The 20,571-nt window shown below is 67.0% G+C and carries 22 protein-coding genes; 8 read left to right on the top strand and 14 right to left on the bottom strand.

Annotation, left to right across the window (positions count from 1 at the left end):
- The 7 genes from H4O11_RS17060 to H4O11_RS17090 form a co-directional block, all read right to left on the bottom strand.
- Entirely contained in the window at positions 1–1,368 is a 1,368-nt protein-coding gene (locus H4O11_RS17060; RefSeq protein ID WP_182341239.1) for a leucyl aminopeptidase family protein, read from the bottom strand.
- A 3-nt stretch (positions 1,369–1,371) separates the two neighbouring features.
- The gene (locus H4O11_RS17065) at positions 1,372–2,091 is read right to left on the bottom strand and encodes an HAD-IA family hydrolase (RefSeq protein WP_182341242.1); all 720 of its coding nucleotides are present in this window, start codon (positions 2,089–2,091) and stop codon (positions 1,372–1,374) included.
- Between the two features lie 31 nt (positions 2,092–2,122).
- The gene (locus tag H4O11_RS17070; RefSeq protein ID WP_182341245.1) at positions 2,123–3,229 is read right to left on the bottom strand and encodes an AI-2E family transporter; all 1,107 of its coding nucleotides are present in this window, start codon (positions 3,227–3,229) and stop codon (positions 2,123–2,125) included.
- Positions 3,230–3,296: 67 nt separating this feature from the next.
- Positions 3,297–3,749: a protein sip-5 gene (locus H4O11_RS17075; protein WP_182341248.1), complete on the bottom strand. Its 453-nt coding sequence runs from the start codon at positions 3,747–3,749 to the stop codon at positions 3,297–3,299.
- Complete coding sequence (locus tag H4O11_RS17080; protein WP_182341250.1) at positions 3,746–4,222, bottom strand: phage holin family protein; 477 nt, start codon at positions 4,220–4,222, stop codon at positions 3,746–3,748. The genes H4O11_RS17075 and H4O11_RS17080 overlap by 4 nt, the downstream gene beginning before the upstream one ends.
- Before the next feature lie 8 nt (positions 4,223–4,230).
- Positions 4,231–4,596, bottom strand: coding sequence for a hypothetical protein (locus tag H4O11_RS17085; protein WP_182341254.1), 366 nt, complete (start codon positions 4,594–4,596; stop codon positions 4,231–4,233).
- 108 nt (positions 4,597–4,704) lie between these two features.
- Positions 4,705–6,132, bottom strand: a complete 1,428-nt coding sequence (locus tag H4O11_RS17090) for a Do family serine endopeptidase (RefSeq protein ID WP_182341257.1) — start codon at positions 6,130–6,132, stop codon at positions 4,705–4,707.
- A gap of 476 nt (positions 6,133–6,608) precedes the next feature.
- On the opposite strand from H4O11_RS17090, the gene H4O11_RS17095 reads away from it, so the two are divergent.
- Positions 6,609–7,529 carry a histone gene (locus H4O11_RS17095; protein WP_182341260.1) on the top strand — a complete coding sequence of 307 codons (921 nt, stop codon included), beginning with the start codon at positions 6,609–6,611 and terminating at the stop codon, positions 7,527–7,529.
- Between the two features lie 105 nt (positions 7,530–7,634).
- Positions 7,635–8,318 carry a hypothetical protein gene (locus tag H4O11_RS17100; RefSeq protein WP_182341263.1) on the top strand — a complete coding sequence of 228 codons (684 nt, stop codon included), beginning with the start codon at positions 7,635–7,637 and terminating at the stop codon, positions 8,316–8,318.
- Between the two features lie 13 nt (positions 8,319–8,331).
- Here the strand turns inward: H4O11_RS17100 and H4O11_RS17105 are convergent, their stop codons facing one another.
- Positions 8,332–8,691: a DUF1428 domain-containing protein gene (locus H4O11_RS17105; protein WP_182341266.1), complete on the bottom strand. Its 360-nt coding sequence runs from the start codon at positions 8,689–8,691 to the stop codon at positions 8,332–8,334.
- Positions 8,692–9,021: 330 nt separating this feature from the next.
- Here H4O11_RS17105 and H4O11_RS17110 point away from each other — a divergent pair, with 330 nt between their 5' ends.
- Positions 9,022–9,597: an OmpO family porin gene (locus H4O11_RS17110; RefSeq protein WP_182341270.1), complete on the top strand. Its 576-nt coding sequence runs from the start codon at positions 9,022–9,024 to the stop codon at positions 9,595–9,597.
- Positions 9,598–9,692: 95 nt separating this feature from the next.
- On the opposite strand, the gene H4O11_RS17115 is transcribed toward H4O11_RS17110, so the two are convergent.
- Together H4O11_RS17115 and H4O11_RS17120 are read right to left on the bottom strand one after the other, a co-directional pair.
- Complete coding sequence (locus tag H4O11_RS17115; protein ID WP_182341273.1) at positions 9,693–10,082, bottom strand: DUF6165 family protein; 390 nt, start codon at positions 10,080–10,082, stop codon at positions 9,693–9,695.
- A gap of 79 nt (positions 10,083–10,161) precedes the next feature.
- A complete protein-coding gene (locus tag H4O11_RS17120) occupies positions 10,162–10,632 on the bottom strand; it encodes a YehS family protein (RefSeq protein ID WP_182341276.1) in 471 nt (156 codons plus the stop codon).
- Positions 10,633–10,756: 124 nt separating this feature from the next.
- Here H4O11_RS17120 and H4O11_RS17125 point away from each other — a divergent pair, with 124 nt between their 5' ends.
- Both H4O11_RS17125 and H4O11_RS17130 read left to right on the top strand, forming a co-directional pair.
- On the top strand, positions 10,757–11,230 hold the full coding sequence (locus H4O11_RS17125) for a hypothetical protein (protein WP_182341279.1): 474 nt from the start codon (positions 10,757–10,759) through the stop codon (positions 11,228–11,230).
- Between the two features lie 79 nt (positions 11,231–11,309).
- The gene (locus tag H4O11_RS17130; protein ID WP_182341282.1) at positions 11,310–12,062 is read left to right on the top strand and encodes an SDR family NAD(P)-dependent oxidoreductase; all 753 of its coding nucleotides are present in this window, start codon (positions 11,310–11,312) and stop codon (positions 12,060–12,062) included.
- A 108-nt stretch (positions 12,063–12,170) separates the two neighbouring features.
- On the opposite strand, the gene H4O11_RS17135 is transcribed toward H4O11_RS17130, so the two are convergent.
- The 4 genes from H4O11_RS17135 to H4O11_RS17150 form a co-directional block, all read right to left on the bottom strand.
- On the bottom strand, positions 12,171–13,016 hold the full coding sequence (locus H4O11_RS17135; RefSeq protein WP_182341285.1) for an SPOR domain-containing protein: 846 nt from the start codon (positions 13,014–13,016) through the stop codon (positions 12,171–12,173).
- 20 nt (positions 13,017–13,036) lie between these two features.
- Positions 13,037–14,725, bottom strand: coding sequence for an arginine--tRNA ligase (gene argS, locus H4O11_RS17140; RefSeq protein WP_182341288.1), 1,689 nt, complete (start codon positions 14,723–14,725; stop codon positions 13,037–13,039).
- A gap of 92 nt (positions 14,726–14,817) precedes the next feature.
- Positions 14,818–15,516 carry a RadC family protein gene (radC, locus tag H4O11_RS17145; protein WP_182341291.1) on the bottom strand — a complete coding sequence of 233 codons (699 nt, stop codon included), beginning with the start codon at positions 15,514–15,516 and terminating at the stop codon, positions 14,818–14,820.
- Positions 15,517–15,574: 58 nt separating this feature from the next.
- Positions 15,575–16,219, bottom strand: coding sequence for a response regulator (locus H4O11_RS17150; protein ID WP_182341293.1), 645 nt, complete (start codon positions 16,217–16,219; stop codon positions 15,575–15,577).
- A gap of 182 nt (positions 16,220–16,401) precedes the next feature.
- On the opposite strand from H4O11_RS17150, the gene coaBC reads away from it, so the two are divergent.
- From coaBC to H4O11_RS17165, 3 genes are read left to right on the top strand one after another with little or no spacing between them, the layout of a single operon-like run.
- Entirely contained in the window at positions 16,402–17,670 is a 1,269-nt protein-coding gene (gene coaBC / locus H4O11_RS17155; protein ID WP_182341296.1) for a bifunctional phosphopantothenoylcysteine decarboxylase/phosphopantothenate--cysteine ligase CoaBC, read from the top strand.
- A 17-nt stretch (positions 17,671–17,687) separates the two neighbouring features.
- Positions 17,688–18,155: a dUTP diphosphatase gene (gene dut, locus H4O11_RS17160; RefSeq protein WP_182341358.1), complete on the top strand. Its 468-nt coding sequence runs from the start codon at positions 17,688–17,690 to the stop codon at positions 18,153–18,155.
- 14 nt (positions 18,156–18,169) lie between these two features.
- The gene (locus H4O11_RS17165; RefSeq protein ID WP_182341299.1) at positions 18,170–20,509 is read left to right on the top strand and encodes a phosphomannomutase/phosphoglucomutase; all 2,340 of its coding nucleotides are present in this window, start codon (positions 18,170–18,172) and stop codon (positions 20,507–20,509) included.
- The last annotated feature ends 62 nt before the right edge of the window (positions 20,510–20,571 follow it).

The following is a 20,571-nucleotide window of genomic DNA, read 5'->3' on the forward strand; positions in this document are numbered from 1 at the left end:
TCAGGCGTAGCGGGTCTTCAGCATCGCCCAGGCCGAGCGCAGGGCCAGCGCTTCGCCGCCGGCCGGTCGGCCGGGACGCTCGCCGTCATTCCAGGCATATACGTCCAGGTGCGCCCAACGCTGGCCTTCGGCGAGGAAACGCTCCAGGTACAGTGCCGCCGTCACCGAACCGGCCATGCGCGAACCGGCATTGGCCAGGTCGGCGATGTTGCTGTGCAGGTAGCGCAGGTAAGGGCGCCACAGCGGCATCCGCCATACCGGATCGCGGGTCGCTTCGCCGGCCTGCAGCCACTGCTGGGCCAGCGTGTCATCGTTGCTGAAAAGTGCCGGCAGGTCCGGGCCCAGTGCAATGCGTGCGGCACCGGTCAGGGTGGCGAAATCCAGTACCAGGTCCGGCTGCTGCTCGCTGGCGAAGGTCAGCGCGTCGCACAGGATCACCCGGCCTTCGGCATCGGTGTTGTCGATCTCCACGCTCAGGCCCTTGCGCGTGGCGATCACTTCACCCGGGCGGAACGCATCCGGGCCTACTGCGTTCTCCACGGCTGGCACCAGCAGGGTCAGCCGTACCGGCAGGCCCTGCGCCATCACCAGTCCGGCCAGCGCCAGCGCGTGTGCCGCACCGCCCATGTCCTTCTTCATGTTGCGCATGCCATCGGCCGGCTTCATGTCCAGCCCGCCGGTGTCGAAGCACACGCCCTTGCCAACCAGTACCAGCGACGGGTCGCTGGCCTTGCCCCAGCGCAGCACCACCAGCCGCGGTGCGCGATGCGAGGCACGGCCAACGGCATGGATCGCCGGGAAATTCTGCTGCAGCAGGGCCTCGCCGGTGATGGCTTCGACCTGCGCGCCGTGTGCATCGGCCAACGCACGTGCTGCATCTTCCAGCTGCTGCGGGCCCATGTCTTCGGTAGGCGTGTTGACCCAGTCACGCACGCGCAGGCTGGCCTCGACCAGCGCCGCCACTTCCGCCGTGGGGCTGGCCAGCAACTGTGCCGGTGCGCGGTTGCGCTTGCGGTAGCGATCGAAACGGTAGCTGCCCAGGCCCCAGCCCAACTGCAGCAGGGCCTGCTGGGCGGCATCGAGTTCACTGGCCAGCCGCCACACGGTGCCTGCCGGCAGGGCATGCGGCGCATGTGCGTAGCTGTAGGCATCGGCGGCATCGCCCACCCCCATCACCGCGCCGGCGATGCCCTGTTCGCCAGGCAGCAGCACCACGCTGTGCGCGCTGCCGGTGAACCCCTGCGCCTGCAGCCAGGCCTGCAGCGCAGGCGGCTGGGCGGCGTTCCACGCCTTGAACCCGTCGCGGTCCAGTACGTGCAGTGGCAGGGCGTGTTCGGACTGGGAAGTGAAACCGATGATGTCGCTCATGGATCAGGGACTCCTGGATGCGGTGGCGGCGACGTTGGCATCAAGCCAGTCGGCCAGCCCGGTGAGGGTGTCGAACTGCAGGTCGGGCTGCAGCGAGGGATGGTTCCAGTGCGCGGCGTCGCGGTTGATCCAGCAGCCGCGCAGGCCGGCGGACATGGCGCCGGCCACGTCCATGTCGACGTGGTCGCCCACGTGCAACACCTGGGCAGGTGCGATGCCCAGCCGCGTGCAGGCCGCGTGGAAGATGCTGGCGGCCGGTTTGGCGGCCCCGTGTTCGCGTGCGCCCAGCTGGAAGGCGAACAGGTGCGAGACGCCGATCCGTTCCAGGTCGGCATTGCCATTGCTCAGCGCGGCCACCGGCACCTTCGCGGCCATCCGCTGCAGCGCCTGCAGGGCATCGGGGTAGTACTCCACCTGGTTGCGCGCGGCGAAGAACGCTTCGTATGCAGGCTCCAGCAGGGCCAGGTCGGCGCCGCTGGCCTGCAATGCCCGGTGCAGCGCCAGCCGGCGCAGTGCACTCAGGTCATGGTGCAGATGGGGGTTGTCGACGAACGCGCGGTCGCGCAGCTCGCGCATGGCCGCCACCGGGAACATGGCCGCGGTAGCGGGGCTGTTCTCCAGCATCCAGTCGTGCAGCACCTGGTCGATGCGTGCGCCGATCGGAGCGAAGGGCCACAGGGTGTCGTCGAGGTCGAGGGTAATGGCGAGGACAGGAAAGTTCACGCCGCCATTCTACGCCCGTCGTGAATGGCTTTCATTCCAGCAGGCGGGCCCAGCCCTGCATGCCTTCCAGGCGGGCCAGCACCAGCTTGATGCACACCAGCAGCGGCACCGCCAGCAGCAGGCCGATGAATCCCCAGAGCCAGCCGAAGATCATCAGCGCCAGGATCAGCACCAGCGGCGAGAGCTTCATTCGCCTGCCGAGTACGATCGGGGTGACCAGTTGCCCCTCCAGCGTGTGCAGCGCCAGGTAACAGGCTGCCGGCAGCACCGCCTGCAGTGGCTCCCTGAACTCCACGAAGCCCACCAGCAGCATCATCGCCACGCCGATCAGGGGGCCTACGTAGGGGGCGAAGTTGAGCAGGGCGGCCACCGTTCCCCACAACAGTGCGTCCTGGAGCTCCAGGCCCAGCAGCACCAGCACGCCCGAGAACAGCAGGCCGACCACGGTGTTGATCAAGGTGATGGTCAGCACGTAGCGGGATACCTCGCGTTCGATCGAACGCAGGATGTCGCTGGTGAAGCGCTGCTGGTGGCGGCTGGGAAACAACGCGATCGCATGCCGCTGCAGGTTCTGCCCATAGATCATGAAGAACAGCGTCAGCAGCACCACCGCCAGTACCGCGGCCAGCAGGCGGGGGGCCTGGGTAATGACCTTGTAGGGATCGTCGAGCTGGGTGCGCACCACCTGTACCCGGCGGCTGCCTTCGCCGGCTGCCACGCGCGCGAAATTCTCCGCTGCCTGGTTGGCCTGCTGCATTGGCTTGGTCAGGTTCTGCAGCTGTCGTCCGATCTTGCGCAACTGCTGTGGCGCCTCCTGCGCCCATTCCATGGTCGGCACCACCAACTGCGCCGCCAGCGCGGTGGTTGCCCCCAGTCCCACCGTGATGACCATCAACGCCGCCAGTGCGCGTGGAATCCATACCCGCTGCAGCAGGCGCAATATGGGGTTGCCTACCAGGGCGAAGAACGCCGCCAGCAGGATCGGCAGCACCACCGTCTGCGCCGCCCACAAGGTAAAAGCGACCGCCAGCGTGGCCAGTACCAGCAGCGACACCGGCGCGCGCGGACGTGCAGGTGGAGGTGGAGTGGGCAGGGCCGAAGCCAGGGGTGCCGGGACGGAGGGCTGGGACTCGCTCATCGGCGCACCGGCAGGGAAAGAAGGACGATTATCCTCCCGCCGCGATCAACGCGGCGGGGTGCCCGTGTCAACGTTCGGACAATTCGGTGGCCGCTTCGGCCGGGCGCGGCGCAGGGTGTTCCGCTGCGCTGGCCGCTGCGCGCGTGGCCCCGGTCGGCGGATTCGCAGCGGCCGCTGCGTCGGCTTTGTCCGCCGCCGTGTCGGCCTGGGCGGCGGCATCGTCGGCGCTGTCGGCTGCGTGCGCCGCCATGGCCGATGCAAACGCCGCCTGTGCACTGGCGAACAGGTTGGAGACCGAGCCGACCATCTGCAGCCAGCGTGCGCCGTTGACCTTGCCGGGAATTTCCAGCTTGCCGACCACGAAGCCGCTGGCCACCCCCACCAGGATGATCCGCAGTGGCGACCAGCCGCTGCGCCATACCTGGCTCAACACCCCCCAGTTGTCCTGGGTATCGGTCAGGCGCACGGCCACTACTTGTTCGCAACGCTTCACGCGGTCGCGCAGCCTGCTGAACTTCATGGCTTGCCCTCCGGCAACTGCACGCCTGCGTCGGGATCTTCGTCGCTGGGTTCGTCGAACAGCCCCAGCCTGGAAAGCTGCCGGCGGGTGGAGTGCATGCCGGTGTGGTGGAAGAAGTAGGAAACGCGCCACGCCGCCAGGCAGGTCACCGCCAGGCTCAGCAACGAGGTGATCAGCAGTGCATGCAGCCAGGACATGCCCCAACTCTGCAACAGCGCGATCAGGGTCGCGGCCATCAACAGCCACGCCGACGCACCGAACACGATGGCCACGCCGGACCATGCCAACGCCCGGCCAAAGGCACTGCGCGCCAGTGCGAAATCCGCTGACGCCAGCCGACGCAACGACCGCAGCGAATGCTTCGCGGCGTCTGCCGTCGCACGGCTGGCCTGGGTGACCTGGCGGATGCTCTCCTCCAGCGGCGGGGTCGCCGCTGGATCGGGCTCGCGCGCGGTATCGTCGCTTTCGCTCACGCCGCGGCTTACTTGTCGCCGCCGCTGCGGGCCAGCTTGGCGATCAGCCAGCCGGCCGCGAAGGCCACGCCGAACGAGGCCAGCGGACGCTCGCGGATGAGCTCGGCCGCGCTGTCGACCAGGTCCTTGCCCTTGTCCATCAGCGCATCGACCTGTTCCTTGGCGGCAGCGCCACCGAATTCGGCAGCGGCCAGGCCGGAAAGCGCGGTGTCTGACAGTTCAGCCTTGACGTTGGCCTTGCCGATGCGCAGCTCATCGCCGGCGGCACCTGCAGCCCCCTTGATGGCACCACCGGCGGCGTTGGCAGCCGTCTTCAGGTGGGCGGATGCTTCGCCCAGATGGTCCTTCAGGTTCTCGGTATTGGTGGGGCTCATCGGAATCTCCTGTTCAGTGGGAATGGCAGCCGCCATCGGCGCGCGATGGCCACGGACGACATGGATACCATCGGCCGGGTATAGGGGACGTTACGGTACGCCATGCCGTCAGCGCATCACCAACTGGCCCCGGGCATTGCCGCGCACGATACGTAGCACCAATTGCTGCGGGCGCTGCTGGAAATTGGCCTTCCAGCTGGCCAGGTCGGCGAACTCGCCTGCGCTGGCCTCGGTGATGATGTCGCCCTTGGCGAGGCCGGAAGCGGCGGCGCGGCTTCCGCGGGCCACCTCGTTCACCAGCACCCCGGTGATGCCGGATTGGCGCAGCGACTCGGGCAGGTCGACGAAGGTGGCACCCCCCAGGCGCGGATCCAGCGTGTCGCCGGCCACGGCGCGGGCCTGCTCCTTCAAGGTGACCTTCACCTGCAGCGGCTTGCCGTCGCGCCGCAGTTCGAGGTTCATCGTGCTGCCCACCGCCGCCAGCCCTTCGATGTTGTGCAGCGCCTGCGCACTGTCCACCCGCTGGCCATTGGCGTTCAGCACCACGTCTCCGGCGCGGACGCCGGCAGCGGCGGCACCGGAGCCCGCCAGCACGCGGCTGACCAGCGCACCGCGCGATTCGGACAACCCCAGTCCCTGTGCCAGTTGTTGGGTCAGGTTCTGGCTTTCGATACCCAGCGTGCCGCGCACCACTACGCCATGCTTGACCAACTGGTCGACGACGTTGCGTGCCAGGTTGGACGGAATCGCCAGGCCCAGTCCGATGTTGCCGGCCATGCTGCCCTGCGGATTGAAGCTGGCCGTGTTGATGCCGACCAGCTGCCCCTGCAGGTTCACCAGCGCGCCACCGGAGTTGCCGGGGTTGATCGACGCGTCGGTCTGGATGAAGTTCTGGTAACCCAGCCCGCGGATGCCGCTGCGGCCGACGGCGGACACGATGCCCGAGGTCACCGTCTGGGTGAAGCCAAATGGATTGCCGATGGCTACCACGAAGTCGCCGACGCGCAACTGGTCGCTGTTGCCCAGGGTGATGCCGGTGAGGTCCTGCGCCGGGATGCGGATCAGCGCGATGTCGGTGTCGGCATCCGAACCGAGGAACTCCGCCTTCATCGTGCGCCCGTCGGCCAGCGTTACCTGGACATCGTCGGCATTGTCGATGACGTGGTGGTTGGTCAGTACCAGGCCTTCGGCGGCATCGATGATCACGCCGGAGCCAAGCGACTCGTTGATGCGTTCCTGCGGTACGTCCGGGAACAAGCGACGGAAGAACGGGTCGTCGAAAAAGGGATTGCGGACCCGCACCACCTGCTTGGTGTTGACGCTGACGACGGCGGGAGTGACCTTCTCCAGCATCGGCGCCAGTGATGGCACGGGCTGGCCGGCGACCGATGCCGGCAATGCGCTGGCGGCCGGAATGCTGACCGGGGCGGGCGCCGCCTCCGCGCGGTTGTCCAGGTGCGCATTGAGGCCGCTGGCGACAAAGCCGCCGAAAGCGGCGGCCAGCGCGAGCGTGAGCAGGGTCGGAATGGGTCGCATGGGAATAAAGGTCCAGGCTGGTGTGGGGCCGTCGGTGCATACGGTAGGGTCGTGCCGGCCTGACTACAAGCGGCGGCGTGTCCGGTCGATCGACCTGGCCGACGCGCACCCACCCGTGTGCGGGGGCAAGCGCCCGGAGTGTCCCCTGCAAGGGATAAACCCGCCATGAAAGAGGGCGGCAGGGCGCTGGCATTTCTGCGCAGTTCCGCGCAAACACCGACGTCGATGACGCATCGGCATGCTGCGGCGGCGATGCCGTGCAACCGTCGTGCGGTGAAGGTCGGGCAACCTGGTGGCATGCACGAAACCGTTTAAAAGAAGCACTTTTCCTCCAGTGCCGCGGATGCTTTCGATGCCTGCGCCATGTCACTGCCAGTGCAGGCTTGCTTGCATGCGCCGCACTGCCCGTTCCACGATGCACTTCGCCGGTATAGCATCGCCTCCGTTTTGACATCCCAGCCCCCCAGGAGGGCAACATGAGCAACGGTAATGGTGTGACGACGACGCTGAGCGAGACCGTCGAGAACGTAAAGGAAGCCGCGACCAACGTAGGCGAGACCATCGCCCACACCGCCGAAGACGCAGTGGCCGTCGTCAAGACCACTGCCAAGCGCGTGCGCAAGGCAGCGACCACGCGCGTCGCCAAGGCGAAGACCACCGTTGCCAAGGTCGAGAAGGCCGTGGCGAAGCAGGCCGACGCAGCCGCCAAGTCGGTGGGCAAGTCGATCTCCAAGGCCCGGCAGAAGCTGGAAGCGGCCAAGAAGAACGCCAAGGCCGAGGCCACTGCACTGAAGAAGGCTGTTGCCAAGAAGAAGGCCGACGCTGGCAAGGCCGTGACCAAGAAGGCTGCCGCAGTGAAGAAGACGACCACCAAGAAGGTGGCTGCCGTGAAGAAGACGGCCGGCAAGAAGGCCGTCGCCGCCAAGAAGGCTGTCGGCAAGAAGACCGTCGCCGCCAAGAAGGTTGTCGGCAAGAAGACCGTCGCCGCCAAGAAGGCTGTCGGCAAGAAGCCCGTCGCCGCCAAGAAGGCCGTCGGCAAGAAGACTGTCGCCGCCAAGAAGGTTGTCGGCAAGAAGACCGTCGCTGCCAAGAAGGCCGTGGGCAAGAAGACTGTCGCCGCCAAGAAGGCCGTCGGCAAGAAGACCGTCGCCACCAAGAAGGCCGTCGACAAGAAGACTGTCGCCGCCAAGAAGGCCGTGGGCAAGAAGACTGTCGCCGCCAAGAAGGCCGTCGGCAAGAAGACCGTCGCTGCCAAGAAGGTTGTCGGCAAGAAGGCCGTCGCCGCCAGGAAGGCCGTGGGCAAGAAGACTGTTGCCGCCAGGAAGGCTGTCGCAGTGAAAAAAGCCCCCGCCAAGAAGGCGGCTGGCCGCAAGGCCGTGGCCAAGCGCGCGAAGTAAGTTCCCCGTTGTCCCTGCCGCCATCGCTGGCGGCAGGGACAGGGTGATGCTGCCGCACACAAGGTTCAGGGCATCATGGGGGCCTCTTCTGCGAGGTGATCCCCGATGCGCGGTCTTGATTTCAGTTCCTGGCAGGCAGTGCTCTCCACCTTGGCTGGCCTGGCCATCATCACATTGCTCGGCGTGGGTATCCGCCTGCTGGTGATGCAGACCCTGCAACAACGCCGCGAGCGCGAAAACCGCCAGATCAACGAACGCCTGCGCACCTTGATGGCGGCCTACAAGACGCTGGGCGGCTCATTCACCGGCGAGCTTGGCGTCGACCCTACCCACCTGCGCCAGTTGCGCGATCGCACGCATGGCCAAGGCGTCCTTGAATCCGGCTCGGACCGTGCACGGCGCATCCGCGACGCAGTCGAGGCGGCGCTGTCGGACATCCTGCTGCTGGGTACCGACGAGCAGGTCCGGCTGGCCGCGCATGCCGCCACCGACCTGGTCGAGGGACGACCGGTGCATACCCATGCGCTGGTGCTGTCGTTGCGCGATTTCATCCGTGAAGCCTTGGACCTGGCTCCGATCCCTGCCGGCCTGTCCATTCCCAACCAAGGGCCGACGCGACCCGCGTCCGCCGGTGGTGGCAAGGGCCGCGCTGAAGGCGCCGACCGCGCTGGGGGCGGAAAGGGCGGTGGGGCTGGCGGCGGCGCGGGCATGGGGGCGATGGGTGGGATGGGTGCCGGCGTGATGTTGGGTACGCACGGCACCGATGAATCCGACACGCGAACGCCGTGATGGCGTCCCCGGTCTATGCGCCCAGTTCGACCACCGGCACGAAACCGGCATAGATCATCCGCTTGCCATCGAAGGGCATCGGATTATTGGCCGGATCCATGCGCGGGTCGTCCATCATCTTCTTCATGGCGGCATCACGCGTGGCCTTGTCCGGCCATTCGATCCACGAAAACACCACCGTCTCCCCCTCTTCGGCCTTTACCGCGCGCTGGAAGTCGGTGAGCTTTCCGCTTGGGACGTCATCGCCCCAGCATTCCACCACGCGGATCGCGCCCAGCTCCATGCACACCGAATCGCCGGTGCGCGCGTGGTCGATGAACTTCTGCTTGTTGGCGGTGGGTACTGCCAACACGAAACCGTCGATGTAGCTCATGTGGGTCCTCCGGATGGGCTGCGGATGCAGCGCCTTCATGGGTACGACGAACCAGTGGCGCCGGAATCGACAACGACGGCGCGCCTGGCCGCGATGCAATCTGACGTGCTCGGCCGGTGTACCCGCCATGAGTGGGGGGCGGCGTGAACGCGGTGGCTGCGCAGAAACATGAAATGCGCGCGCGTATGCCTGAAAACAGCTGAATAGCAGCCCAAAATCTCTTTCCTGCTTTCAGGATGGGTTAGGCCGAAAAACGGAAACTTTACATACCCGATGCGATGGCGTTCCGGCGCCGCTGCACCAAAACCAGAAAGACAAGAGGTTGTACCCATGAAGACTTCGCTGATTGCCCTGGCCCTGGCCGCCGCACTGCCGTTCGCTGCATCGGCTGCCGAGAACCTGTCCTACAACTATGCCGAAGGCGACTACGTAAAGACCGATGCCGCCGGTGGCAAGTCCGATGGTTGGGGCGTCAAGGGTTCCTACAGCGTGCTGCCGAACATGCATGTGTTCGGTGAGTACAGCAGGCAGGAAGTGGACGCGACCCGCGCAGACGTCGACCAGTGGCGCCTGGGCGTCGGCTACAACGTCGAGATCGCCCCGTCGACCGACTTCGTGGCCCGTGCCGCCTACAACAAGTACGACCCGAAGGATGACGGCCTGGATTTCAATGGCTACAGCGCCGAAGCCGGCATCCGCACCGCGTTCGGCCAGCATGCCGAGGTGTATGCCATGGCCGGTTACGAGGACTACAGCAAGAAGCACGGCGTGAATCCGGACGGCGAGTTCTATGGCCGCCTCGGCGCCCAGGTCAAGTTGAACCAGAACTGGGGCATCAACGGCGACATCAAGATGAACGGAGACGGCGACAAGGAATGGTCGGTCGGCCCGCGCTTCAGCTGGTAATGCCGTGCGCGCCTGCCCAGCGCAGGCATCCCGCATGAACGAAACAGGCCCGGCGACTGCCGGGCCTGTTTCGTTTCGGTGCAGTGGCCGCGGGGCTACTCGCCCTGGTACTGTTTTTCTTCCACCAGCGCCGATCCGGCGACCTGGTTGATCTCGTTCTTGACCTGCACGCGCTCGCCGTTGGTCTGGTACACGCCTCGCGCCAGCTGTACGAACGCGTCGTCGAAGACTTCCGCAGCCTCTTTGTCGCGCAGCTGGTCCTGGATGTCCCACATGCGTTCATTGATGGCCTTCAAACGCTGTTTCAGCGCCTCCAGCGCAGGCTGGCTGCTGCGCTGCCCTTCGAACAGCGGCAACAGGCCGTCCAGTTCGGTACGCACATTGGCCAGCTTCGCCGCATCGCCGATCCGCTCGGCCTTGATTTCCAGGATGGTGATCTTGTCGATCAGCTCGCCGATCGACACCGGGGTCAGGATCGCGTCCACGCACGTACTCCGTTGAACAGGCACGCATGATACCGCGCCGGGCGGCACGGCCCGGATAGTGACGGGCCATGCCCGTCAATCAGCCGCCGCGTACGCGCTGTACCAGTCCCTTCAGGAAATAGCGCAGCAACTGGTCGCCGGCCTTGCGGAAGTTCTTGTGGTCGCGCTGCCGGAACACGGCGCTCAATTCTGGCTTGGTGACCGCGAAGCCGGCTGCCTGGAAGATCTCCTGCAGGTCCACGTCGCGCAGCTGGAATGCCACGCGCAGTTTCTTCAGGATCAGGTTGTTGTCGATACGCGTTTCGATCGCGCGCTGCGGCAGGCTTTCATCGCGACCGCGCAGGTGCACGATCAGGCCATCCAGCACATGGGCCAGCGCGGCATCGCTGCAGGGGTCGAATCCCGGCTCATTGTCCTGCTTCAACCAGGCGTGGGCCTGCTCGGCAGTCACCGGAAAAGCGGGATCGGCCAGTTCGCACAACACCACCACGTGGTTGTCGCTCAGGTCGAGGGCATAGCGCAGGCTGCGCAGGACATCGTTGTTGATCATCGTCTTCCACACCGCCGGCACGGCGCGCCGGGATGCGCATTGTACCGCCCCCGCCACTGTCATCCGGTCGTCATCGAACTGCAGCATAGTGCTGCCCTCGACCCCTTGAAGCAGGATAGTTCCAATGCGTGCCTGGATTCCGTTGGCGATGCTGGTTGCATCATGGGCAGCACCGGCATGGGCACAACGGCCTTATGTGCCGCTGGAACAGCGCCTGGATCCCACTGGCCTGGCCGAGGTGGGCCTCAGCGCGGGCCAGCTGGGTGCGCTCAATCGCCTGCTGGAACAGGCCGAGGCAACGGTGCCGTCCGCCGGCGCCGCACCGTCCACCGGCGCAGCGCTGGGGCCGGCGCCGATGCATATCGGGCTGGATGAGGGCCCGGTAAAGGCACGGGCGACCGGCACCATCGGCGGTTGGGAGCCCGGCACGCTGTTCACCCTCGACAATGGCCAGCAATGGCAGGTGCTGAAGGGCCAGATGACACTGCGCCGCCCTGTGCAGGACCCCCAGGTCGAAGTGGTCCCTGGCATCGCCGGACGCTGGTTCTTGCAGGTCGACCCGGACCTGCCGAAGGCGCGCGTGTTCCGCGTGCGTTGATCGGCCGCGCCACGTCCGGCAACGCAGGTCCCGGCCGACAGTGCCAGAATGTGGGCCTGGATATCTCTGGAGTTGTCTGATGACCCGTACTGCCCTGATCACCGGCGCCACCTCCGGCTTCGGTGCCGCTGCCGTCCATCGCTTCGCCAAGGCAGGCTGGAAAGTGATCGCCACCGGCCGTCGCGGCGAGCGCCTGCAGCCGTTGGTGGACACCTATGGCGCCGATACGGTGCATGCGGCCGTGTTCGACGTGCGCGATGCCGTGGCGATGGAACAGGCGCTGGCCAACCTGCCGCCGGCGTTCGCGCAGATCGACCTGCTGGTGAACAACGCAGGCCTGGCGCAGGGCACGGCGCCGGCACAGCACGCCACGCTGGAAGACTGGCGCACGATGATCGATACCAACGTCACCGCACTGGTCACGCTCACCCATCGCCTGCTGCCGCAGCTGGTGCAGCGCAAGGGCGCGATCATCAACATATCCTCGGTGGCAGGCGTCTATCCCTACCCGGGCGGCAATGCCTACGGCGGCACCAAGGCATTCGTCAGCCAGTTCTCGCTCGGCCTGCGTTCTGACCTGCATGGCAGTGGCGTGCGGGTGACCACCATCGAGCCGGGCATGGCGGAAACCGAGTTCACCGTGGTCCGCACGCACGGCGACCAGGATGCATCGGACAAGTTGTACACAGGCGCCAACCCGATGACCTCCGAAGACATCGCCGAGCAGATCTTCTGGGTGGCCAGCCTGCCGCCGCACCTCAACATCAATCGCCTGGAAATCATGCCGGTCAGCCAGTCGTTCGCTGGCTTCCAGGTCGCACGCGAAGGCTGAGGACGCACGCGGCGGCGCCTGCCAGCGGGCGCTGCAGTGGCCCGTTGCAACAGGCCTGTTGGAAAGCCGCCGCAGCGCCGGGCATCGCTCGGCGCTGCGTTCGCACGGTTACTGTGCCTTGATGGCCATCGCCTGCAGGCCGGTACCGTCGAGCTTCTGCTTGGCTTCGGACAATTCGCCGGCGGTGCCGTAAGGTCCCATGCGCACGCGGTACACGGTCTTGCCGTTGATCTGCGCTGATTCCACCCGCGCAGCCAGGCCGATCATGGCCAGCTTGGCCTTGGTCGCTTCGGCATCGCCCGATGCACCAAACGCGCCTGCCTGCAGGATGTAGCGCACGTTGCTGGCTGCGGGCGTGGCGTCGCTGGCGGCCGGCGGCGTGGCTGCCGTGGTGGCCGGTGGCGTGGTCGCCATCGTGCTGGTCGGCGCGCGCTCGCTCAACGGCGGCGGCAGCGTGGTCGTGCCGGTCGAAGCCGTGCTGGCCACGGCCACGGACGTGGCGGCGGCGGTCGAAGCGGGTGCCGGCGCTGCCACCACCGGCCGGCCTTCCAGCGCCGCCTGCGCGCGTTGGGCTTCCGCGCGCGCGCGCCGCTGGTCCTCTGCACGCGTGCTGGCGGCCAGCTCGGCATCGGACATTTCCACTTCCTTGCCCGGCAGCAGCGTGTAGAAATCGTACTGCGTGGCGGCGGGCTTGGCCGGCTCTGCCGGCTTGGCGGCTGGCGTCTCCAACTGGGCACCCACGTCGCCGTCGACGTCGGTTACCTGTGCCGGCTGCGCGTTCGGGTCCGGCCGTGGTCCCGAACGCAGGAAGCCTTCGGCATCGCCCTTGAGCAGGTTGGGGGCGGCCAGGAACACAACGGCCGCGATCGCCACACCCGCGACCAGCCACACCCATCCGGGCGTTCCCTGGCTGCTGTTGCGCCGTGCCTGACTCTTGCCGCGTCGTGCTGCCATGTCTACTGCTTCTCCCGTGCTTACATTTTTTCCGGGGCGGTCACGCCCAGGAGTTCCAGGCCATTGGCCAACACCTGGCGTGCAGCGCAGGCCAGGGTGAGCTTGGCGTTGCGGTCGCCAGCGTCTTCCACCAGTACAGGCGTCCCGTGATACCACGTGTGGAATGCGTGTGCCAATTCACGCAGGTACTGCGCGACCAGGTGCGGCTCCAGGGCCAGGCCGGCGGCGTCCACCACTTCCGGATAACGCGAAATCTCATTCATCAGGTTCAGCGAGCTGGCATCGTCGAGCGTGCGCAGGGTCGAAAGCCCCTCTGCCTGCGAGTACACCAGCGCCTTTTCCTGCGCCTGGCGCAGCAGGCTGCACACCCGTGCGTGCGCGTACTGCACGTAGAACACAGGGTTGTCATTGCTCTGCTGGCGGGCCAGGTCGATGTCGAAGGTCAGCTGCGAATCCGGCTTGCGCGCGATCAGGAACCAGCGCGTGGCATCGCGGCCAGCTTCGTCGATCAGGTCACGAAGGGTGAAGTAGCTGCCGGCACGCTTGGACAGCTTCACTTCCTCGCCGCCGCGCATCACCGTCACCATCTGGTGCAGCACATATTCCGGCCAGCCCTGCGGAATGCCCACGCCCATCGCCTGCAGGCCGGCACGCACGCGTGCAAGCGAGCCATGGTGGTCGGCCCCCAGCTCGGTGATGGCGCGCTCGTAGCCACGCTGCCACTTGGACAGGTGGTAGGCCACGTCCGGTACGAAATAGGTGAAGGTGCCGTCGGACTTGCGCATCACGCGGTCCTTGTCGTCACCGAAATCGGTCGAGCGCAGCCACAGCGCGCCGCCCTCTTCGTAGGTATGGCCAGATTCCTGCAGACGGGCGACCGCTTCGGCCACCTTGCCATCGTTGTACAGCGAGCTTTCCAGGAAATAGATGTCGAAATCGACGCCGAACGCGGCCAGGTCCAGGTTCTGCTCGTTGCGCAGCCAGGCCACCGCGAAACGGCGGATCGCCGCCATGTCGTCCGGATCCTTGGCCCCGACCACCGTGGTGCCCTCCAGGTCCACGGCGGCGCCGCCCATGTAGGCATCGGCCACGTCCTGGATGTAATCCCCACGGTAGCCACCTTCAGGCCAGCCGGCTTCGTCGGGCTTGATGCCCTTGAGCCGGGCGTGGGTGGACAGCGCCAGGTTCTCGATCTGCACGCCGGCGTCGTTGTAGTAGAACTCGCGCTTGGCATTCCAGCCATTGGCATCGAGCACCCGCGCGATGCAGTCGCCGATGGCGGCGGCACGGCCATGGCCAACGTGGAGCGGTCCGGTCGGATTGGCCGAGACATACTCCACGCCCACCGTGCGGCCGTTGCCGGACAGGTTGCGGCCGTAGTCGTGGCCTTCCTTGATCACCGTGCTGGCTTCGCGCTGGAACGCGCTGGCGGCAAGGTGGAAATTGATGAAGCCCGGTCCGGCAATCTCGACCTTGCTGACGTCTGCGCTTTTCGGCAGGGCCTCGACCAGGGCCTGGGCGACGGCGCGGGGATTGCTGCGCGCGGCCTTGGCCAGCAGCATCGCGGCATTGGTGGCGAAGTCACCGTGTTCACGGGTCTTCGGGCGTTCAACCACGAATTCCGGGGGCAGGGTGTCGGCCGGCAGGGTGCCATTGGCACGCAGGGCTTCGATGCCTTGGCTGATCAGGGCGCGGAGGAGATTTTTCACGAGGCCTGCTGTGAAGTGAGCGGCGGAATCCACCATTTTAGCCGATCTGCCCGCGCTCAGCGGCCTGTGGATGCCGCGCAGGGGGTTGGCGCTCAGCTGGCGGCCCCGGGCTCCGGCAACCAGCCGCGTTCGGCGAACGACACCGGAGGGCCTTCCCCGACGACCAGATGGTCGAGCAGGCGCACATCCACCAGCGCCAGGGCGCGTTGCAGCGCGTTGGTCGCCTCGCGATCGGAACGCGAGGGCTCCGCGTTCCCGGATGGATGGTTATGGCTGACGATCACCGCCACTGCGTTGAGCGCCAGCGCACGCCGGACCACTTCCCGTGGATGGATGGAGGCAGCATTGACCGTGCCGTGGAAGAGTTCTTCACAGGCCAGCAGCCGGTGCTGGTTGTCCAGGAACAGCGCCACGAAGACCTCGTTGGGCCTCCCTCGCAGGCGGTGCTGCAGATAACGAGCCGCCACGGCGACGGACTGGCCGACGCATTCACCTTGCTGAAGGCGTGCAGCCAGGTGGCGTTGGGCAAGTTCCATACCCGCCATCAGCGCGCAGCTGCGTGCCGGCCCCAATCCCGGCAGGCGCGCCAACTGCGCTGCAGGCAGGTCCAGCAGCCGACGCAACGGACCATGGGTGCCCAGCAGGTCACGCGCGGTCTGTACCGCATCGCGTCCGCGCGTCCCCGACCCCAGGAACAAGGCCAGCAGTTCTGCATCGGACAGCGCGCGGGGGCCATGGGCCAACAATCGTTCGCGGGGACGTTCCTGGGCGGGCCAGTCATGGATTGCCATGCCCACAGTGTCGTCCGCCTGGCCGCTGCGGCCCATGGGGCATGGACCTGGTCACGGCTCAGTCGTTGCTGCTTCCGCTTATGGGGCATGTCTGCAGGAAAGCATGCAGTTCGTGGTTGCGGGTGAGCCCGAGCTTGCGCATCGCGTCGGATTTCTGCCGGCTGACCGTCTTCGGGCTGCGCCCCCGCTGCTGCGCGATCGTATTGATGCTCAAGCCATTGCGCAGACCCTCCAGCACCTCGCGCTCGCCTTGCGACAACGTGGCCGGACGCGCGCGGTGGGACAGGTCGCGGGCTTCCAGGTGCGAACGCAGATTCTGCGAAACGTAGTTCTGGCCCGATGCGGCGGTGCGTACGGCCTGGGCCAGCTCGTCGAAGTCGGCGGCCTTGTCCAGCGCGCCACGGACGCCCCGCTGCATCAACGTGGCCAGCACGCTGGGGCTGGCCGTTCCGGTCAGCACCACCAGCGGCAGCCCCGGATGGACGGACTGGATGCGGTCCAGCAGTTCCAGTCCATCGAGTCCTTCGCCGGGCATGGTGAGGTCGGTCAGGACCACGTCGCAGGATTGCCGGGCCAGCAGGGTCAGCAACGATTCGCCTCCGGGCGCCTCCCCGACGACGTCGATCCGGGCATTGCGCAACAGGACACGTGCGCCGTGCAGGATGATCGGATGGTCGTCGGCGATGATGGTACGGATGAACACGGGTGCGGTCCTGCGTCGACGCGGGTGAGGTATCGGCCACGCTCGGGGCATGGCGCGGGCGTCAATTGCCTTCGTTTGATGCTTGCACACATGTACTTATATCCGGCGGTCATATGGACTCCAATACGGCGTCAACCGGCCCTTCGGGTAAGCTAATGCCTTTGTATGCATAGGATTTCCCGGTGGCTGACTCACCCAAGGCTTCCCCGGCGCCGCAGCGCCCGCTGGAAGGGCGCAGGCTGCTGTTGTGTGTCGGCGGCGGGATCGCGGCGTACAAGGCATTGGAGCTGGTTCGCCGCCTGCGCGATGCCGGTGCGCTGGTACAGGTCGCGATGACCGCTGGCGCGCAGCAGTTCGTCACCCCGCTCAGCTTCCAGGCCCTGTCCGGGCAGCCCACCCGCACCACGTTGTGGGACAGCGCCGCCGAACAGGCCATGGGGCATATCGAACTGGCGCGCTGGGCCGACCGGATCGTGGTTGCGCCGGGCACCGCCGATCTGCTGGCGCGCCTGGCGCAGGGCCATGCCGACGACCTGGTCAGCACGCTGTGCCTTGCCAGCACGGCACCGCTCACCGTCTGCCCGGCGATGAACCACCGCATGTGGCTGCACCCGGCCACGCAGGCCAATATCGCGCTGTTGCGCGACCGCGGCGCGCAGGTGGTCGGTCCCGTGGACGGTCCGCTGGCCGAAGGTGAATCCGGTCCTGGCCGCCTGGCCGAACCGGGCGACATCGTCGCTGCGCTGGTGGCCGTGGAACGGGGCGAAGCAGGTAGCAGCACGTCTCCGTCCCCGGCCCCCGAGCTGGCCGGCCTGCGGGTGCTGATCAGTGCTGGCCCGACCTATGAGGACATCGACCCGGTGCGCTACGTGGGCAACCGCAGCAGCGGCAAGATGGGCTATGCGCTGGCAGCGGCAGCGGCGCGCCTGGGCGCCAGCGTGGTGCTGGTCAGTGGGCCGGTCCACCTGGCCACGCCGGCCGGGGTAGAGCGCATCGACGTGCGTTCGGCTGCGCAGATGCGCCAGGCCGTACTGGGTGCGTTGCCGGCGGACATCTACATTGGCGCGGCCGCCGTTTCCGATTACACCCCCCGCCAGGTCGCGCCGCAGAAGTTGAAGAAGAATGCCGACAGCCAGTCGCTGGTGGTCGAACTGGTGCGCACGCCGGACATCCTGGCCGAGGTCGCCACGCAGACCCAGGCGCTGAAGCTGGTGGTCGGTTTCGCTGCCGAAACGCATGACGTGGAGAAGTACGCGCGCGGCAAGCTGGTGGACAAGCGCCTGGACCTGGTCATCGCCAACCAGGTCGGCCAGGGCACCGGCGGCTTCGAAAGCGATGACAACGCCGCCACCGCTTACTGGCAGGATGGCGAACAGGTATTCCCCGCAACGTCCAAGATCGAACTGGCCGGACAACTGCTCGCGCTCATCGCGCAAAGGCTCAAGGCATGAATGCAGCAACTTCCACGATTTCCCCGCCGCTGCAGCCCTTGCAGGTGAAGCTGCTGGATCCGCGTTTCGGTGACACCTGGCCGCTGCCGGCCTATGCCACCGAGGCCAGTGCCGGCATGGACCTGCGCGCTGCCCTGGAAGCGCCGCTGACCCTGCAGCCGGGTGACGCCGCGCTGGTGCCGAGCGGGCTGGCCATCCATGTGGCCGACCCCACCCTGTGCGCGGTGATCCTGCCGCGTTCAGGGCTGGGCCATCGCCACGGCATCGTGCTCGGCAACGGCACCGGCCTGATCGACGCTGATTACCAGGGGCCCCTGCTCATCAGCACCTGGAACCGGGGACGGGAGGCCTTCACCATCGAACCCGGTGACCGCATCGCGCAGCTGGTGGTGCTGCCGATCGTGCGCGTGGGGCTGCAGGTAGTGGATACTTTCAGTGACAGCGCACGCGGCTCGGGTGGATTCGGCCATACCGGAGTGCGCTGACCACGGGGGGAAGGATGATCGGCAGCAAGGGGAAGGGTTTGGCGGTCAGCGGACGCACGGGGCCACTGCTCGCGGCGATGCTCGTGCTGCTGGCTGTGGTTTTCGGATGGAGCGCCGTGCAGCAATGGCGGCAGGCCAACACCGGCACGCAGCTGGAACAGGCACGTGATACTGCCCTGCAGGGGTTGCAACGGGCGCTGGATGGCCAGCTGCTGCAGTTTGGCAAGCACCTGCAATCGGCACGCGTGCAGCAGTCATTGCAAGCGGGCGACGCCTCGGCGGCCGCGCTTGCGCTGCGCGAGGGCTGGACCGGGGTGGAAGACGCGCAGGTGTGGCCGGCGTCGCTGGATGCGGCCTATGCGGACCCGCAGAAATTCGGTTATGCGCGCCTGGCGTTGCTGGAGGCAGCGCTGCGTGCGGAGGTGCCGGTCGCCCGCGTGGTCCGCGATGGCGACGGTGCGCGCCTTGGGCTGGCGGCGCGCATGCAGACCGACAACGGTCCGATGGTCGCCTATGTGCGCCAGCCGTTGATGCAGCTGACCGGTCCGCTGGCTGCGGTGCAGGCGCCGGATGCGGGTTACCTGGCCCTGCGCCAGGGAAGCTTCAACGTGCTTGAGCGTGGCAACCGCGCGCTGGCCGACAGCGGCGAAGTACTCGCGCGTCCAATCAGCAACAGCAGCCTGCGGCTTGCCGCAGGCGTGCCGTCGATCGAGCCGGGCCCGCTTGGCCTGGGACCGCTCGCGGCCTCCATCGTGTGCCTGTTGCTGGTCCTGATCGCCGTGCTGCTGCTGGTCGGCAGGTCGCGCCTGCCGCTGCTGCCTGTGCGCGGGGCGCGGATGCCGGCCGAAGAACAGGGGCCGACGCTCAGCGAGAGCCTGGCGCTGTCCGCCGCCGAGGCGCCCGATGGCCCTGCAACCGGCGATGCCTCCGGTGCTGCAGCATCGCCGCCTGCTGCTGCGGCGACGTTGGCGGCTGGGATCTTCCGCGCCTACGATATCCGCGGCGTGGTCGGCGAAGAGCTGACGCCGAAAGTCGCGGCACTGATCGGCCAGGCCATCGGCAGTGAAGTCGTGGCACAGGGCCTGCGCGAGGTGGTGATCGGCCGCGATGGCCGGCTGTCCGGTCCCGAACTGGCCGCAGGGCTGGCCGAAGGATTGCGCAGGGCGGGCTGCGATGTCATCGACATCGGCCTGGCGCCTACGCCGGTGGTGTACTTCGCCAGCCACCATCTGCGCGCCGGCAGCTGCGTGGCGGTGACCGGCAGCCACAATCCTCCCGAGTACAACGGATTCAAGATCGTCATCGCCGGGCAGACGCTGTCGGGCGATGCGGTGACCGCGCTCCACCAGCGTATCGTCGAAGGCCGCCTGGCGCTTGCCACCTCGCCGGGTGGCTACCAGCAGCGCGACGTCAATGAAGACTATGTGCGCCGCATCGCCGACGACGTGCAGCTGGAGCGGCCGCTGAAGGTGGTCGCCGATGCCGGCAACGGGGTCGCCGGTGCACTGGTGCAGCCGTTGCTGGAAGCCATCGGCGCGGACGTCATTCCACTGTACTGCGACGTGGATGGCACCTTCCCCAACCATCATCCCGACCCGAGCGTGCCGGACAACCTGCAGGACCTGGTGCAGACGGTCAAACGTTTCGGTGCCGACCTGGGCGTGGCGTTCGATGGCGATGGCGACCGCCTGGGCGTGGTGACGCCGGACGGTACGATCATTTTCGCCGACCGCCTGCTGATGCTGTTTGCCGCCGACGTGCTGTTGCGCAATCCGGGTGCGATGGTCATCTACGATGTGAAGTGCACCGGCAGGCTGGCCGACTTCGTGCTGCGGCACGGTGGCAGCCCCATGATGTGGAAGACCGGGCATTCGCTGATCAAGGCGAAGATGGCCGAAACCGATGCGGAGCTGGCCGGCGAGATGAGCGGCCACTTCTTCTTCCGCGAACGCTGGTTCGGTTTCGACGACGGCCTGTATGCCGCGGCGCGCCTGCTGGAAATCCTCGCGCTGCGCGAGGAGACGCCGCAGGAAGTACTGGAGGAACTGCCGCAGAGCGTGGCGACCCCGGAGATCAAGGTGCCGGTGGCCAACGGCACGCCGCATGCGCTGGTGTCGCTGGTGGTCGGTGCCGTGCAGGCACCCGATGGTCCGTTCGCGGGCGGGCGCGTTTCGACCATCGATGGCCTGCGCGTGGACTTCGCCGACGGCTGGGGGCTGGTTCGTGCCTCCAATACCACCCCGGTGCTGGTGCTGCGTTTCGAAGCGGATACCGAAGAGGCGCTGGAGCGCATCAAGACCCAGTTCCGCGACCAGTTGCAGCCCCTGTTCGGCGAACAGGACCTGGGCTTCTGACAGGATGGGGCCGGATCCCTTTGGCCGGCGGCCAACGGCATCCGGCCCACCTCGGCCCAGGG

Origin of the sequence: Stenotrophomonas tumulicola (assembly GCF_014117215.1) — a bacterium.
Classification (GTDB): domain Bacteria; phylum Pseudomonadota; class Gammaproteobacteria; order Xanthomonadales; family Xanthomonadaceae; genus Stenotrophomonas; species Stenotrophomonas tumulicola.